The sequence below is a fragment of the Zoogloea sp. genome (genome assembly GCF_028689785.1).
Lineage (GTDB): Bacteria > Pseudomonadota > Gammaproteobacteria > Burkholderiales > Rhodocyclaceae > Zoogloea.
This window is the reverse complement of sequence record NZ_JAQVCN010000006.1, coordinates 1-15,364: the sequence shown is the minus strand read 5'-3', so window position 1 is coordinate 15,364 and position 15,364 is coordinate 1. Positions and strand designations below refer to the sequence as shown.

The 15,364-nt window shown below is 66.2% G+C and carries 17 protein-coding genes; 2 read left to right on the top strand and 15 right to left on the bottom strand.

The features are described from left to right. Positions 1-2: 2 nt before the first annotated feature. Positions 3-1,070, bottom strand: a complete 1,068-nt coding sequence (locus PHI64_RS04730; RefSeq protein WP_299879375.1) for an efflux RND transporter periplasmic adaptor subunit — start codon at positions 1,068-1,070, stop codon at positions 3-5. Between the two features lie 12 nt (positions 1,071-1,082). Then, positions 1,083-2,435, bottom strand: coding sequence for a TolC family protein (locus PHI64_RS04725; RefSeq protein WP_299879372.1), 1,353 nt, complete (start codon positions 2,433-2,435; stop codon positions 1,083-1,085). A gap of 134 nt (positions 2,436-2,569) precedes the next feature. Between PHI64_RS04725 and PHI64_RS04720 the strand changes: the two genes are divergently transcribed. Then, on the top strand, positions 2,570-3,115 hold the full coding sequence (locus tag PHI64_RS04720) for a YgjP-like metallopeptidase domain-containing protein (protein WP_299879369.1): 546 nt from the start codon (positions 2,570-2,572) through the stop codon (positions 3,113-3,115). 151 nt (positions 3,116-3,266) lie between these two features. On the opposite strand, the gene PHI64_RS04715 is transcribed toward PHI64_RS04720, so the two are convergent. From PHI64_RS04715 to PHI64_RS04675, 9 genes are all read right to left on the bottom strand, one after another. Continuing rightward, positions 3,267-4,328, bottom strand: coding sequence for a helix-hairpin-helix domain-containing protein (locus PHI64_RS04715; protein WP_299879366.1), 1,062 nt, complete (start codon positions 4,326-4,328; stop codon positions 3,267-3,269). A gap of 179 nt (positions 4,329-4,507) precedes the next feature. Then, positions 4,508-5,962, bottom strand: a complete 1,455-nt coding sequence (gene rng / locus PHI64_RS04710; protein WP_366945138.1) for a ribonuclease G — start codon at positions 5,960-5,962, stop codon at positions 4,508-4,510. 154 nt (positions 5,963-6,116) lie between these two features. Beyond that, positions 6,117-6,728: a nucleoside triphosphate pyrophosphatase gene (locus PHI64_RS04705; RefSeq protein ID WP_299879360.1), complete on the bottom strand. Its 612-nt coding sequence runs from the start codon at positions 6,726-6,728 to the stop codon at positions 6,117-6,119. Between the two features lies 1 nt (position 6,729). Next, positions 6,730-7,200 (bottom strand): 23S rRNA (pseudouridine(1915)-N(3))-methyltransferase RlmH, encoded by a 471-nt coding sequence (gene rlmH, locus PHI64_RS04700; protein ID WP_299879357.1) that lies wholly within the window; start codon positions 7,198-7,200, stop codon positions 6,730-6,732. 43 nt (positions 7,201-7,243) lie between these two features. Beyond that, on the bottom strand, positions 7,244-7,612 hold the full coding sequence (gene rsfS / locus PHI64_RS04695; protein ID WP_299879354.1) for a ribosome silencing factor: 369 nt from the start codon (positions 7,610-7,612) through the stop codon (positions 7,244-7,246). A gap of 4 nt (positions 7,613-7,616) precedes the next feature. Further along, positions 7,617-8,279: a nicotinate-nucleotide adenylyltransferase gene (gene nadD / locus PHI64_RS04690; RefSeq protein WP_299879352.1), complete on the bottom strand. Its 663-nt coding sequence runs from the start codon at positions 8,277-8,279 to the stop codon at positions 7,617-7,619. Continuing rightward, complete coding sequence (locus tag PHI64_RS04685; RefSeq protein WP_299879351.1) at positions 8,266-9,039, bottom strand: BPSS1780 family membrane protein; 774 nt, start codon at positions 9,037-9,039, stop codon at positions 8,266-8,268. Before PHI64_RS04685 ends, nadD begins: the two co-directional genes overlap by 14 nt. A gap of 4 nt (positions 9,040-9,043) precedes the next feature. Continuing rightward, entirely contained in the window at positions 9,044-9,847 is an 804-nt protein-coding gene (locus PHI64_RS04680; protein ID WP_299879347.1) for a BPSS1780 family membrane protein, read from the bottom strand. Positions 9,848-9,956: 109 nt separating this feature from the next. After that, positions 9,957-10,904, bottom strand: coding sequence for a homoserine kinase (locus tag PHI64_RS04675; RefSeq protein ID WP_299879344.1), 948 nt, complete (start codon positions 10,902-10,904; stop codon positions 9,957-9,959). A gap of 120 nt (positions 10,905-11,024) precedes the next feature. On the opposite strand from PHI64_RS04675, the gene PHI64_RS04670 reads away from it, so the two are divergent. Beyond that, a complete protein-coding gene (locus tag PHI64_RS04670; RefSeq protein ID WP_299879342.1) occupies positions 11,025-13,028 on the top strand; it encodes a UvrD-helicase domain-containing protein in 2,004 nt (667 codons plus the stop codon). A gap of 162 nt (positions 13,029-13,190) precedes the next feature. On the opposite strand, the gene PHI64_RS04665 is transcribed toward PHI64_RS04670, so the two are convergent. From PHI64_RS04665 to PHI64_RS04650, 4 genes are all read right to left on the bottom strand, one after another. Beyond that, a complete protein-coding gene (locus PHI64_RS04665; RefSeq protein ID WP_299879339.1) occupies positions 13,191-13,679 on the bottom strand; it encodes a hypothetical protein in 489 nt (162 codons plus the stop codon). A 159-nt stretch (positions 13,680-13,838) separates the two neighbouring features. Beyond that, complete coding sequence (locus tag PHI64_RS04660) at positions 13,839-14,198, bottom strand: DUF1801 domain-containing protein (protein ID WP_299879336.1); 360 nt, start codon at positions 14,196-14,198, stop codon at positions 13,839-13,841. A gap of 83 nt (positions 14,199-14,281) precedes the next feature. Continuing rightward, positions 14,282-14,698: a VOC family protein gene (locus tag PHI64_RS04655; protein WP_299879334.1), complete on the bottom strand. Its 417-nt coding sequence runs from the start codon at positions 14,696-14,698 to the stop codon at positions 14,282-14,284. A gap of 95 nt (positions 14,699-14,793) precedes the next feature. Continuing rightward, entirely contained in the window at positions 14,794-15,219 is a 426-nt protein-coding gene (locus tag PHI64_RS04650; protein ID WP_299879329.1) for a hypothetical protein, read from the bottom strand. Positions 15,220-15,364: the final 145 nt, after the last annotated feature.

Below are 15,364 nucleotides of genomic sequence, written 5' to 3'. Positions count from 1 at the left end.
CGCTACCAGCGTGGTGCCTGCCAGGGCACCTCGTCCTTCCAGCGGATCACCGCATCGGCAGGCACGCCGGGGCTCAGGCGGTGCTCGGGGTTGGCGTCGAAGTAGAGTTTTACCGCATAGCTCAATTTGACCCGCTCGTCCGGGGTCTGGACTTCCTTGGGGGTGAATTCGGCGCGCGAAGCGATGTAGCGGGTGCGGGCGGCGAAGGCCTGCCCCGGGAAGGCGTCGGTATAGACCTGCGCCGGCAGGCCCAGGCGCAGCTGGCCGATCTGCTTTTCGGGTACGTAGACCTTGAGATAGAGCTTGTCGAGGTCCACCAGGTCGAACATCGGCGTTCCCGCGGCCACCATTTCGCCGTTTTCGCGCAGGCGGTTCAGCACCACGCCACCCGTGGGCGCGCGCAGGCTCAGGTCATCGATCAGGCTGGCGACTTCGCTTGCCGCTGCCCGGGCCTGACGCAGGCCGGCTTCGAGGGCAGCGATGTCGTTCTCCCTGGCCTTCACCTTGTCATTGCCCAGGCGGGCGGCGCTGGCCGATTGCTCCGCCTGGCGCAGGTCGGCGGCGGCGGCGGTGTGGGCAAGGCGCATCTGCTCGGCGCGGCGGGTTTCCACCGTGCCCCGCTCGGCCAGTTCATCGAAGCGCCGGGCATCCCTGGCGGCCTGGGTTTCGGCGGCACGGGCCTTGGCCAGCACGGCGCCGGCACTGGCCTCGGCCAGGGGCACTTCGCGGCGGGCGATGGCGAGCTGGGCACGGGCGGCGTCGAGCTGGGCCTGCAGGGTGGCGACGGCGGCATCGGCCTGCTCTTTGCGGGCGGTGAGCTGGGTGTCTTCGAGGCGGGCGAGGAGCTGCCCCGCCTGTACGCCATCGCCTTCGCGCACCTTCATTTCGGCGATGCGTCCGGGGAGCTTGCTGGCCACGGTGGTGTGATCGCCCTCGATGCGCCCGTTGGCCTGGATCAGGCCTTCGGGCAGGGTGGCGTTGCCGGCGAAGTGCTGCCAGGCCCAGGCGCCACCCGCCACGATGGCGGTGGCGGCGAGGGCGATCACGAGGGTCTTCTTGTTGAGGGGCATGGCGGAACTCCCTTACAGCTCGCCGACGGCCTTTTGCAGGCGGAAGCGGGCGAGGTGCACGTCGTAGTGGGCGTTGAGGTGGTTGCGGTCGGTGAGGGTGCGCAGGGCTTCCGCATCCAGGACTTCAGTGTGGGTGCCAACTCCGTTGCGGTAGCGGTCACGGGCGACGCGCAGGTTCTCGTCGGCCTGGGCCACTGCGGTGGAGGTGGTGGCGAGGCGCTGGATGGCTTCGTCCACGGCCAGCCATTCGTGGCGCACCTCCAGTTCCACCCGGCTGGCGCTGTCGGCCTGGCGTTCGCGGGCGGCCCGGGCCCGGGCGGTGGCGGCATCGGTGCGCTGGCGCTGGATACCCCCGTCGAACAGATCCCATTGCACGCCGATGACCACCTGGGCGATGTCCTGGCTGACCCGGTAGCGGTTGTCCTCGTGGAGCACGGCGGCGCTGAGGCCCACCTGCGGGCGGCGGGCGGCGCGCTCCATCTCGGCTTCCTGGTCGCCGGCCTCGGCCCGGGCGCCGAGCAGGGCCAGCTCGGGCCGCTGCTGGTGGGCACGGGCGGCGAGGGTGGCAAAGTCGTCGCGGCCAGCGGTGTCGGGCGGGGGTTCGGCCAGATCTGCCGTGGCGTCCAGAGGGCGGCCCAGCAGGCGGTTGTAGGCTGCGGTGGCGAGGTCGGCGCCGTGGCGGGCGCGGGTCAGTTGCTGGCGGGCATCGGCGCGGGCAACCGCCACCGACAGCACGTCGGTGCGTGGAACGACCCCTTGTCGGTGGAGATCGTCCACGTCGCGGGCGTGGGCATCCAGGGCCGCCAGGTGGCGTTCGGTGGCGGCCAGGGCGCTGCGGCTGCGCAGTACGTCGAGCCAGGTTTCGGCCACTTCCAGCTTCACGGCCTGCTCGCTGCGCTGACGCTCGAAGGTGCTGGCCCGCACCCCGATGCCGGCTGCATTGACAGCGGCGGAGATGCGGCCGCCCGTGTAGACGGGCAGGGTGGCTTGGACCGCATGGGTGGCGTAGGTGCGCTCGGAAAGCGGTAGCTGGTCGGGCAGGGCGATGCCGGGGAGTGTGGGCAGGCCGATACGGGCGGCGGGCTCTTTGCTCAGTACGGTGTAACTGGCGCTGGCGGTGGCCTTGGGCAGGGCGAGGCCGCGGGCGGCTTCCAGGGTGGCCCGGGCGGCATCGGTGTCGGCATCGGCGGCGTGCAGGCGCGCATCCACGGCAAGTGCTTCCCGCCAGGCATCGGCCAGGGTTTCGGCTGCTGCCAGGGGAAAGGCGGTGCCGAGCAGCAGGGGCAGCACCAGAAGTGCCCGCCGGAGGGGGCAATGCGAGGGCTGGCTGCGGTCTGGCAAAGGGGCGGATCGGGACGTTTCCATCACATCGTCCTCTCGATGTTTACTGACTGATTGGTCAGTAAACTACGCCGCCAGACGCGGCGCATATTGCGGAAGATCAAGGAATGATGAGGTCAGGCGCTAGAATTCCGGCCTTGCTTCCCTGGATGCCTGTCATGCTCCCCGTGGCCCCGTTGAAATATCTCTCTGGCTATCCAGAGCACCTGGTGCACCAGGTGCGCAGCCGGCTCGCCGACGGCCAGCTTGGGCCCCTGCTCCTTCGCAAGTATCCCCAGCCCCATGCGGTACGCAACGACGGCGCGTTGTACGCCTACGTGACGGAGCTGAGGGCGCGCTACCTGCGCAATGCCGAGCCCCTCAGCAAGGTGGCCTTCGACGGCAAACTGCAGACCATCCACAAGGCCCTGGGCACCCACACCACCGTGTCGCGGGTGCAAGGCGGCAAGCTCAAGACCAAGCGCGAGATCCGCGTCGCCACCCTGTTTCGCGAGGCGCCGGCGGAATTCCTGCGCATGATCGTGGTGCACGAGCTGGCGCACCTGAAGGAGCGCCAGCACGACAAGGCCTTCTACCAGTTGTGTTGCCGGATGGAGCCGGCTTACCACCAGCTGGAGTTCGACGTACGGGCGTGGCTGTGCTGGCTGGAAGTGGGGGGCGAGAGTCTGTGGGGGAGCTGCGTGCGGGAGGGGCCGGGCGCTTAGGTCGTACGCGAGCGGTGCTTCTGGTGTGTGGGCCAATTCACCCGGCTTTGCCCCGTTTGAATTCGACCCCACAAAAGCCTCTGCGCCTCCGGTGGATAAAACCGGGTGCGACAACGGCGTCTGTGGGGTCGAATGAATTTCGCCCGGGCGATCAGAGGCTCAGGCTGCCCTTGAGCTTGTCGAGCATCTTCACGCCCATGCCCTTGACCTTGACCAGTTCGTCGAGGGTCTTGAAGGGGCGGGCGGCGATGATGGCGCTGGCGACGGCTTTGGGCAGGCCCTTGACGGCAGCCAGCTCGGCTTCGCTGGCCTTGTTGACCGAAACGGCGGTCGGTACTGTTGCGGCCTTGGCCGGGGCGGCTGCCTTGGGGGCAGCGGCTTTGGCTGCAGGTTTGGCCTTGGAGGCCGGTTTGGCGGAAGCGACCGGTTCGACGATCGGAGTGGCCACGGCTTCGGCTTCCCAGCTCAGGGGCAGGGCGAAGTTGGTGAAGTCGCGGGTGACGTAGCCGACGGCGGTCCATTCACGCAGCAGCAGGGCGATGTGCCAGGTGCCGGCTGGGCGGGCGGCGAGGGGCAGATCGAGGGCGAGGCTCTGCCAACTGCTCTGGCCGGCCAGGCTGCCGAGGGTGCTGGCGACCAGCTGTACGCCCTCGGGGTTGCCATTGCGGAAGGGGGCGTCGAGGGCCCACAGCTCCAGCGACAGGGTGCCGCTGAGATTGTCCGCGCCACGGGGGTTGTCGATGCCGTCCACGCTCAGGCTGATCGTGGTTTCGCCCACGCTGAAGCCGGTGCTGCCCACGAGACGGGGCTGTACGAAGGTTTCCGTGCGGGGGAAGTTGGCGTAATCCAGCACCTGGTCGAAGTGGCCGTCACGGCCGGCGGCGAGCACCAGCACCATGTTGTGCCCGGCCTGGCCGGCGGGCGGGCGGGCGGCGGTGAAGGCGCTGACCCAGGCCGGGCTGCCGGCGTCCAGGGTGCCCACGGGGAGTTCGGCAATCTTGGCTGCAGTGACGGGCTGACCGTCGAAAGGGGCTTCGCAGGCCCACAGCTGGAGTGCCCATTCCTGATCGGCGGCTTCGTCCGCGTTGCTCACCAGCAGCTCGGCGTCGAGCTGGACGCTGTCGCCATCGAAGGCATAGCCGTGGTTGAGACCGATCCGGACGGCGCCGGAAGATTGGCCGGGGGTGGCCTGGAGGGTGTTGGGGGTTTGCATCCTGAGATCATCCTGCCTGTGCGAGGGGCGCGATTCTGCGGGCCTGGGCATTGCAGCGTCAATCAATTGGCGATTGAATTTTTGGATGCACTGACACGGGGCGGAAAAGCCGTGAAACCCGCACCAATACTGGGATTGCACTGTATTGGTGCGTTTATTCCATGGGTATTTTTCGGGCCTTAAAGCAGCACGATGTCGAACTGTTCCTGACCGTAGCTGGCCTCGGGATGCAGGGAGATGGTCTTGCCGATGAAGTCGGACAGCATGGCCAGGGACTGGGATTCTTCCTCGTGGAAGAGGTCGATCACGTTGGGTGCAGCCAGCACCCGGAACTCGCGGGCATTGAACTGACGGGCTTCGCGCAGCAGCTCACGGAGGATCTCGTAGGCCACCGTGCGGGCGGTCTTTACCTCGCCCCGGCCGCTACAGGTCGGACAGGGCTCGCACAGCAGGTGCGCCAGGGATTCCCGGGTGCGCTTGCGGGTCATCTCCACCAGGCCGAGGCTGGTGAAGCCATTTACCGTCATCTTGGTATGGTCTTTGGAGAGGGCCTTGCGGAATTCGTCGAGCACGGCGCTGCGGTGCTCTGGGCTTTCCATGTCGATGAAGTCGACGATGATGATGCCGCCCAGGTTGCGCACCCGCAGTTGGCGGGCGATGGCCTGAGCTGCCTCCAGGTTGGTCTTGAAGATGGTGTCGTCGAAGTTGCGGGCGCCGACGAAACCGCCGGTGTTCACGTCGATGGTGGTCATCGCCTCGGTCTGGTCGATGATGAGGTAGCCGCCTGATTTCAGGTCCACCCGCCGGGCCAGGGCTTTTTCGATCTCCGCTTCGACCCCATGGAGGTCGAACAGGGGGCGCTCGCCAGTGTAGTGGTCGAGCAGCGGGGCCACCTGGGGCATGTACTCGGTGGCGAAAGTGCTGAGCTTCTGGAAGTTCTCCCGGGAGTCGGCAACGATGCGGGTGGTGGCGTCGGTGACCAGGTCGCGCATCACCCGCTGGGCCAGGTTGAGATCCTGGTACAGCACGAAGGGCGGGCGGGCGCCGACGGCGCGGTTCTTGATCTCGGCCCAGAGTTTCTTGAGGTAGGCGATGTCGGCGGCGAGTTCGTCGTCGGAGGCGTTCTCGGCCATGGTGCGAACGATGTAGCCCCCCGGTTCGTTGGCCGGCAGCAGGCGGCTGACCCGCTCGCGCAGGGCTTCGCGGCCGGCTTCGTCGCCGATGCGCTGGGAGATGCCGATGTGCTTGTCCTGGGGCAGGTACACCAGCATGCGACCGGCGATGGAGATCTGCGTGGACAGGCGCGCGCCCTTGGTGCCCAAGGGGTCCTTGAGGACCTGGACGATGAGGTTCTGGCCCTCGGCGAGGATGCGCTCGATGGGGCGTGGCGGGTCACCGGCGTGCCGGTCGGACCATATGTCGGCCACGTGCAGGAAGGCCGTGCGCTCCAGGCCCACGTCCATGAAGGCCGACTGCATGCCCGGCAGCACGCGCACTACTTTGCCCAGGTAGATGTTGCCGACAATGCCCCGGCTGGCGGTGCGCTCGACGTGGACTTCCTGGACGACGCCCTGCTGCATCAGCGCGACGCGGGTTTCCTGGGGTGTGAAATTGATCAGGTATTCTTCAGACATGATGCGGGAGGCAAACGGAGATGGGCGATGACGCAGGACGTGCTGCGCCATCGCCGATCGCCGCTCGTCCGGCATCGGCTGCGCGGATTGCTTCCGCGTCGTGGTGTTGTGTTCCCGTCTTCTGCGGGCTCGGGCGTGATTCTCTCAGAGAGCGTCAGAGAGGATAGCCGAATTCCTGCAGCAGGGCCGCGGTCTCGAACAGGGGCAGGCCCATAATTCCGGTGTAGCTGCCACGGATTTCCTCGATGAAGAGGGCGGCGCGCCCCTGGATGCCGTAGGCGCCGGCCTTGTCGGCCGCTTCGCCGGTGGCCACGTAGCGGCGGATCTCGTCATCGCGCAGGCGCCGGAAGCGCACCTGGCTGGTGGACAGACGCTCCTCGAAACGCTGTCCGTCGGTGACCACCACGGCGGTGAGCACTTGGTGGGTGCGGCCGGAGAGCTCCCGCAGGATGGCCATGGCGTGCTCGCCGTGATCGGGCTTGCCGATGATCTCGCCGTTCAGTTCCAGGGTTGTGTCGGCGGCCAGCAGCAGGCGTGGGGGCAGGCCGCGCCAGCGTACCCGGTTGATGCCGCCTTCGGCCTTGGCCCGTGCTACCCGGCGCACATAGGTTACCGCGTCCTCGCCGGGGCGAATGTCCTCGTTGATGTCGTGGTCCTCGCGCCCGGGGCCGCGGAAGAGCAGGGGCTCGAAGGCTACGTGGATCTGTTTGAGCAGCTCGCGTCGGCGCGGGCTGTTGGAGGCGAGGTAGATGGACGGATGGCTCATGTCACTCCCGGTGGTAGGGGTGGTTCTTTGACAGGCTCCAGGCCCGGTACAGGGCCTCGGCCAGCATCACCCGCACCATGGCATGGGGCAGGGTGAGGCTGGAGAGTCTCATCGTCTCGTGGGCAGTGGACTTGAGGGCTGGGTCGAGCCCGTCTGGCCCGCCGATGATCAGGGCCACGTCGTCGCCCCCGTCCTGCCAGCGCTCCAGGCGCTTGGCCAGGGCTTTGGTGGTCAGGTCTTCGCCGCGCTCGTCGAGGATCAGGCGGCGGCAGCGGGCCGGCAGGGCAGCCTCGATGCGGGCGGCCTCGGCGGCCATCATGGCCTCGACGGTCTTGCCGGTGGTGCGCGGTTCGGCCTTGACCTCGACGAGCTGCAGGGGTAGCTCCCGGGGCATGCGTTTGGCGAAGTCGTCGAACCCGCTGTCGACCCACGCAGGCATGCGCGTGCCGACGGCAACGAGGAGCAGTTTCATGGGTGCGCTTGGCGGCGGACGGGCCACCGCGGGGAGAAGAAGATTAGGCGCTACGGGCGATTCCGCCGCCCGGGCGGGCTCCGCGCGATGCGCCACCGGCCCACAGCTCTTCCAGGTTGTAGTAGGCGCGTACAGCGGGCTGCATCACGTGGACGACCACGTCGCCCAGGTCCACCAGTACCCATTCGCCGCCGTCTTCGCCCTCGATGCTGAGCACGTTGATGCCGGCTTCGCGGGCCTTGTTGGCCACGTTGCGGGCCAGGGCGCGGGTCTGGCGATTGGAGTCGGCACTGGCGATGATGACGCGCTCGAACAGGGAGGTGAGGCGTGTGGTGTTGATGACCTCTATGTCCTTGCCCTTGATGTCTTCGAGGGCGGATACGATGAGGCTTTCGGTTTGGCTGATGTCCATTGATTCAAGAATAGAGTTGATGCCGGGAAATATAGTCAAGAACCGGCGGGGGGAGCAAATAACGCAGACTTTGGCCGCTGGCGGCACGGTTGCGGATATCGGTGGCGGAGATCGCCAGCGGGGTCATGGAAAAGCTGACGATGCAGCCGGAAGGCGCGCCGGCCAAGGCTTCTGGGGCGGCCCGGCGCTGTTCCACGTGGCGGGCCAGTTCGTCGGGCAGGCGGGGTTCGTCCAGGGTGTAGCCGGGTCGGTTGGCCACCGCAACGTGGGCGAAGTCGAACAGCTCGGCCCAGCGCCGCCAGGTGGGCAGGCCGAGGAAGGCATCGACCCCCAGCAACAGCACCAGCGGACGCTCTGCCCCGAGGGTGGCGCGCAGACGCTCGAGGGTGAGGATGGTGAAGCTGGCCTGGGCGGCCTCCACCTCGGCCGGGTCCACTTCGAAGGCCGGGTTGTCGGCCGCGGCCAGGCGGGCCATGGCCAGCCTCTGGGCGCCACTGGCGCCTGGGCTGGCCCGGTGGGGCGGCTGGCCTGCGGGAATCAGGCGCACGCCCGCCAGGCCCAGGGCTTCCCGTGCCGTTTCGGCGAGGCGCAGGTGGCCGTAGTGGATGGGGTCGAAAGTGCCGCCGAAGATGCCCAGCGCGCCTGCGCCCGCCTCAGATGAGCTCATCGGGCCCGATGTGCTCGAACACGTCGAGGGCGTTGATGTAGAAGCTGGCGAAGATCACCGGAATGAAAACTACCGGAAAGACCAGGGCCGGGAGCATGGCGAGCAGGGGCGAGACCAGCCCAAGGATGCTGATGAGCATTCCCGCGCCCAGGGCGACGACCAACAGACCAATGCCGTAGGCGAGGAAGGCGCGCCAGTTGCGCAGGCAGGCGATGAAGCTGAAGAACAGGGCCTTGGCTGCCGGCACCTGCCCCCAGCCGGCCAGCAGCGGGGCGAACCAGTAGGCCATCATCAGTGGTGTGGAGCCGATGGTGGCCACCAGCAGGGCCAGGGTGAAGGTAGGGTCGTCGAGGGTTTCGCCCCAGCCGACGCGGCCCAGCATGGCCTTGGAGAGCTTGATGTTCATCTCGCCGTCGATGAGCAGGCTTACGCCCATCACCGCCAGGGTGCCGGCCAGGTAGATACCGCCGATCTTGACCAGTTCGGGCAGGTTCTGGCGGAAGCCCGACAGCAGGATGTCCGGCCCGGCCTTGCGCCGTTCGGCCACGGCCTTGCAGCCGTTGAAGATGCCCAGGGACAGGGCCGGCATGATCAGGGACATGATCACCTGGCCGATCAGCGGTATGGCGGCGATCAGCAGCAGGCACAGGGAGCAGCCGAAGACCAGAAAGGTGATCAGGGCCGGGTTGCGCCGCCACAGGGAAAAACCATCGAAAATCCAGGCCCAGCCGCGCTGGGCGGGCAGCATGCGTGCCTGCATCCGCTTACTCCGTGCCTTCCTGGGGGGCCGTGTCGGCTGGCGCGGGCAGGGCCGGCACCTCGCCGAAAACAGCCTGGTAGGACGAATACACGGTACCGGCCAGCACGGGTATCAACACCAGCACGCCGAGCCCGGCGGGCACCATGGCCACCCAGATCAGCACGTAAATCAGCACGCCGAGCACGACGAAGACGCCGAAGTTGCTGAAGCATGCAGCGAGGGACAGCTTCATGGCGTCGAGGGGCGGGGTGTCACGCAGTACTACCAGCGGAGCGGCGAACCATAGGGCGGTGATGAGCAGCACCCACAGCACCGAGAAGGTTACGCTGGTCAGCACCACGCCGCTCACCAGGCCCAGGCCCAGGCCTTCCAGGGCACCGAGGATGTAGCCGGTGAGCATCGCACCACCGCCGATGACCACCGACACGAAGCCGGCGATGAGGCCACCGAGCAGATAGAACACGCCCACCAGGGCCAGATTGCCGGCATGCACCTTGAGACCGGCAAAGAGGTGTTCGATGCGCAGAGGTTCGCCCCGGGCCTGGGCGTGGCAGCCCAGCACCATGCCCGCCACCATGACAGGAAAGCCGATCAGTACCACCGCCCAGCCCAGCAGGGGCACCAGCCCTAGCACGAAGAGCATGACGATGAAAATCACACTGATGGCCACCCATACGCCTGGATTGCCGATGAAATAGCCCCAACCGGCCTTCAGCCAGTTCAGGGCCTCGGCAGGCGAGACGCGCTGCGGCTGCGGATGGCGCGCGGCGTTGTGGGGATGGACGGCCTTGGGTGCCGGATCAGTCATGGCGGGCGACGGGAAAACGGGATGAAAAATCAGGATGTTGCACTGCGGTGAGATGCTAGCCCAAATCGCCTGTTCACTTCAAACCGGCGGTCTGCGACGGACGGAGGCCTTAGCCAGGCAGGGCCGGCAGCGGTGCTGCGCCGGCACGCAGGCGCAGGATGCGCCGATACTCCCCCGGATCCTTCACCAGCACCATTTCGCCGGCCCGGGGCAGGTGGAAGTCTTCGAGTCGGGACAGCCAGAAACGCAGGGCTGCGGCCCGCAACATGGCCGGCCACGCGGCCCGCTCGCCCGCTGTGAAGGGGCGGGATTCGGCGTAGGCCGCCAGCAGGGCGCCGCTGCGCGCAGGGTCGAGACTGCCGTCGGCCGCGGCGCACCAGTCATTCAGGGTGACGGCCACATCGAAGAGCAGGGCGTCGTGCCCGGCGAAGTAGAAGTCGATGACGCCGCCGATATAGTCGCCGTCCCACAGCACATTGTCGCGGAACAAGTCGGCATGGATCACCCCCTGGGGCAGGGCTGCCAGGTCGAAGCCGGCCTGGAAGGCGATCTCCGCGTCCAGCTCGGCCTGTTCATCGGCCGGAAGTTGGGGGCGCACCCGGGCCGCACAGTCGCGGCGCCATTCGGCACCCCGGGGGTTGGCCTGCTTGCGGCCGAAGGTGAGGCCGGCCAGGTGCAGGCCGGCCAGCATGGCGCCGATGCGCGCACAGTGGGCCACCGTGGGGGCCATCTCGGAGCGGCCGGCCAGGCGGCTGACCAGCACCGCTGGTTTGCCCGACAGGGTGCCCAGGTATTCGTTGTCCCGGTTGGCGATGGGCGCCGGCACGGGCAGGCCGTGGCGTGCCAGGTGGGCCATCAGGTGCAGGTAGAAGGGCAGCTCGGCCCGGGGCATGGTCTCGAACAGGGTGAGCACATAACGCCCGAGGCTGGTGTTGACGAAGAAGTTGCTGTTCTGGACGCCGGCGGAGATGCCCTGCAGGCTGTCCAGGCGGCCAATGGCGTAATTGCCCAGCCAGGCGGCCAGGTCGGAATCGGTGACGGGTGTGAACACGGACATGATGGCCGGAGCTTACCGCAGCGGCTCCCATGGGGTCGAATTCATTCGCCCCTATGGGAGCACGACCCGGCCTCGCCGGGGCGGTAAAATGCTGTCCCGTTCCACCCTACGTACTTCCCCATGTCCGCCCTGCTCCTCAATGCCCCCCAACGCGAAGCCATCCACTACCTGGACGGCCCCTGCCTGGTGTTGGCCGGCGCCGGGTCGGGCAAAACCCGGGTGATCACCCAGAAGATCGCCTACCTGATCACCGAGTGCGGCTTCAACCCCCACAACATCGCAGCCATTACCTTTACCAACAAGGCCGCCAAGGAGATGCTGGAGCGCATCAACAAGCTGATGGGCGGCCGCGCCACCAAGGGCCTGACGGTGTGCACCTTTCACGCCATGGGCGTGCGCATCGTGCGCCAGGAAGCCAAGCTGCTGGGTCTCAAGCCCCAGTTTTCCATCCTCGATTCGTCGGACACCACCCAGATCATCGCCGAGATGACGGCCAGCACCGACAAGAACCGCGCCAAGGCCCTGCAGTGGCAGATTTCCAGCTGGAAGAACGCCCTCATCGAGCCCAACGAAGCCGCCCACCTGGCCAATGACGAGATCTCGTCCGCCGCAGCGCTGCTCTACATGGAGTATGACAAGACCCTGCGGGCCTACCAGGGCGTGGATTTTGATGATCTCATCCGCCTGCCGGTGAAGCTCTTCGACGAGCACCCCGAGGTGCGCGAGCGCTGGCAGAACAAGCTGCGCTACCTGCTGGTGGATGAGTACCAGGACACCAACCGCGCCCAGTACCGGCTGCTCAAGCTGATGGCCGGCGTGCGCGCAGCGTTTACCGCTGTGGGCGACGACGACCAGGCCATCTACGCATGGCGCGGCGCCGACATCGAGAACCTGCGCCAGCTGCCTGTCGACTACCCCAAGCTGCGGGTCATCAAGCTGGAGCAGAACTACCGCTCCACCTCGCGCATCCTGCACGCCGCCAACACGGTGATCGCCAACAACGAAAAGCTCTTCGACAAGAAGTTGTGGTCGGAGCACGGTGCCGGCGAGCCGGTTAACGTGGTGGCCTACCAGACCCCCGAGCACGAGGCCGAGGCGGTGGTGATGAAGATCTCCGCCCACAAGTTCGAGAACCGCACCCATTTCAAGGACTACGCCATCCTCTACCGGGGCAACCACCAGGCCCGCCTGTTCGAGCAGCAGCTGCGCAACCACAAGATCCCCTATGCCATCTCGGGCGGGCGCAGCTTCTTTGAGAACGCCGAGATCAAGGACCTGTGCTCCTACCTGCGCCTGATCGCCAACGAGGACGATGACCTGGCCTTCATCCGCAGCATCACCGTGCCGCGCCGGGGCATCGGCCCCGCTACCATCGAGTCCCTGGGCCACTACGCCTCTCACCGCCATATCAGCCTGTTCACCGCAGTCTTCGAGGAGGGCGCCGCCGAGCACGTGGCTGCCCGGCAGCTGGAGAGCCTGCGGGAGTTCTGCCACTTCATCAATCGCATCGCCCACCGCGCCCCCCGCGAGCCCGCCGGGCAGGTCATCAACGACATGCTCAAGGCCATCAACTACGAGGCCTGGCTGTACGAAAGCTGTGAGCCCCGCGAAGCCGAAACAAAGTGGAGCAATGTGGGCGACTTCACTGGCTGGCTGGGCCGCAAGGGCGAGGAAGACGGCAAGACCCTGTCGGACATGATCCAGACCATCAGCCTGATCACCATGCTCGACAAGGACGACGAAGAGCTCGACCAGGTCCAGCTCGCCACCCTGCACGCCTCCAAGGGCCTGGAGTTCAAGCACGTCTTCCTGGTGGGCGTGGAGGAAGGCCTGCTGCCCCACCAGTCGTCCATCGACGAAGACAAGATCGAGGAAGAGCGCCGCCTGATGTACGTGGGCATCACCCGCGCCCAGCGCAGCCTCACCATCAGCTACTGCGACCGCCGCAAGGCGGGCCGCGACGTGCGCACCTGTGACCCTTCCCGCTTCATCGACGAGATGGGCGGCGAAGGCATCAAGCGCAGCGATCGCAAATCCGCCGAACCCGTGACCAAGGAAGACGCCCGGGCCCGCATCGCCAACCTGCGCGCCATGCTGGGCAACAAACCGGGCGGCGCGGGTTAGCCGGTTTTCGTGGGGTCGAATTCAATCGACCCACAGAGGGGCCTCTCGGCCTGCACTCCATCCTGTCGAGAGGCCTGCAAGAGAACGGTATCCGCCGCTGTCGCCGGCGGGAGCGACTCCCCGTGCCGGAGGCGCTCCGCTGCGCGGAAAAGCCTGCCAACCTCAGGCGCCGGGCAATGGTGGCAGCCCTGACTTGGCGTCGCCGGATGGTGCGGTAGAAAGGACGACGGCCTGCACGCCGACGCACACGGCCTGCCCACCTTGTTCCGCAGCGAAACGCCGCGCTGCCGACACATCGGAGAACCAGAGCTTCAGAACCGAGGTGCCGCGATGTACTGAGGCAAGCTGCTGAAGATGGCTGACATCGAGATGTGGAAGGGCGTGGCGGTAATCCTCCCAACTGGCGTACCCGGCTTCGCGGGCCAGCGCCCGGAGCACATGTTTGCGCTGCACGGTGCAGCGGGCGCGGAAGAGGCCGGGTAGCGAACGGTCCGTCACGGCGCGGGTTGCCATGAGCCGCCGCAGGATGGGAAGCGCCTCCGAAAGGGGGCCCAAGGCTGCGGCGCGATGGAGGCGCTTTGCCTCGCGCAGCACCAGTTGAACGGAAGAGATCTGACCCGCGCACGGCGGGTGGGAGGATGAAACAGGCATACCGACTCCGAAGTCGAGTGGCCGCTCTCGCCGTTGGCCACGGAGGGTATGCAAGCAAGGCTTGCGATGTAAGGTGCTTGCGCTTTCGCGAGATGGGCGTCCTGGCAGCCCGGAACGCATTCTAGCCTTGTCCGGCCGTCAACAGGAAGACGCCCGCGCTCAAGGCTCTGCCGCCAGCCCGCGCGCCAGGACGAGATAGTCCCGGACATGCTTGCTGCGGATGTCTTCGACCGACAGCAACTTGATGTGGCGACGAAACTTGTCCGCGCCTTCCAGCACCTGGAACGCATCGGGCAGCGATGCGCCCTCCCCGAACTCCAGCGAAACGTGCTTCGCGTAAGAAAAAACGCCGCAAAACGGCTTGCCCGACGAGAACAGAAACCCGCCGTACTTCACCTCTTCGGAAATCGAAGGGTCAAGGCCGAGAATGGTCTCTCTCAGAGCCTGAACCAGCTCGAAGTGCCCGGCGTCGAGATGGCGGATGTCGTCGAGCAATCTTGAGATGCGATCGGAGGGCATGCTGTCAGCGCTAGAAATGTTGGGTGCTCCGGGGGCCGGGGCCGTCCATCAAGCAAATGTGAAGGACGACGCCCGCACCCGGATCAGTTCTCGGGTTGATGGCACACTGCTTCAATGTTGTTGCCTTCCGGGTCAATGACGAAGGCGCCGTAATAGTGCGGGTGATAGTCCGGGCGGAGCCCTGGGGCGCCGTTGTCCTTTCCGCCAGCGGCGATTGCCGCGCGGTAAAAGGCATCCACCTGAGCACGATTCTCGGCCCGCCAGGCCAGGTGACAGCCCGTTGTTGCCGGCGGGCCGCCATAGGGGGAGGGGCCATCGATAAACCACACGTCGGCCTTCTTGCCATCGGGCTCGGAAGCGTCGGGATAGGCGAACCCCAGAATGTTCATGCCATAGTTGCCTTCAAAGGCAAGGCTGTAGCCCAGCGGCGCGAGGGCCGCGCTGTAAAAGGCTTTGGCCCGGGCAATGTCGGTTACGCGGAAGGTCATGTGGTCGAGCACGGCAGGCTACTCCTAGTGTGAGGTGGCGATGTGAAAATCGCCGTTAACTGTATACATGTACAGTATTCTTGGCAAGGACTTTAGCCGGGACATGTTCAGCGGATCACGCAGATATCGCCTTGCACGGCACAGATGCACTCCTCTTCCGTCACTTGTAGCCGAGTAAAAACCGACCCATCGGCGCGCAGGGCGGTTACCGAAATCACATATCCTTCGTTGATCGAAGGCCGGAGATCCTTGTTGGCGCACCAACCCTTCGTCAACATCGTCTTGAGCAGATGGATGCCCTGGTTTTGCTGAACCACGGGCGTATCTGCTTCTTCATCCCGCAGCGTCAGGGACAAAGCCAGTTCCTTGCCCTTGAGTTCTGCCTTTTCCAGGCGCACCTCCGGCGTCAGATCCATAGGCGCACGCCGCTGCAGCTCAGCGCTCGCCTTTTCGAAGGCGCGTGCATTACGGCCGGAGTTCCAGTGGAAGAAGGCCACGAATGCGACTAGGGCGATGAGGATCCATTTTTTCATGGTGAGGCTCGATCATAGAGCAGGGCAATCGCACCGTTACGTCATAAACCCGAGCACCTCCGCCCGGAACTCATCGGAAGCGGAGGCGAGCAGGCGCTTGTTCTTTATTCCGGCCTTGACCGTCGAATTGAGCCGTAGGAGATTC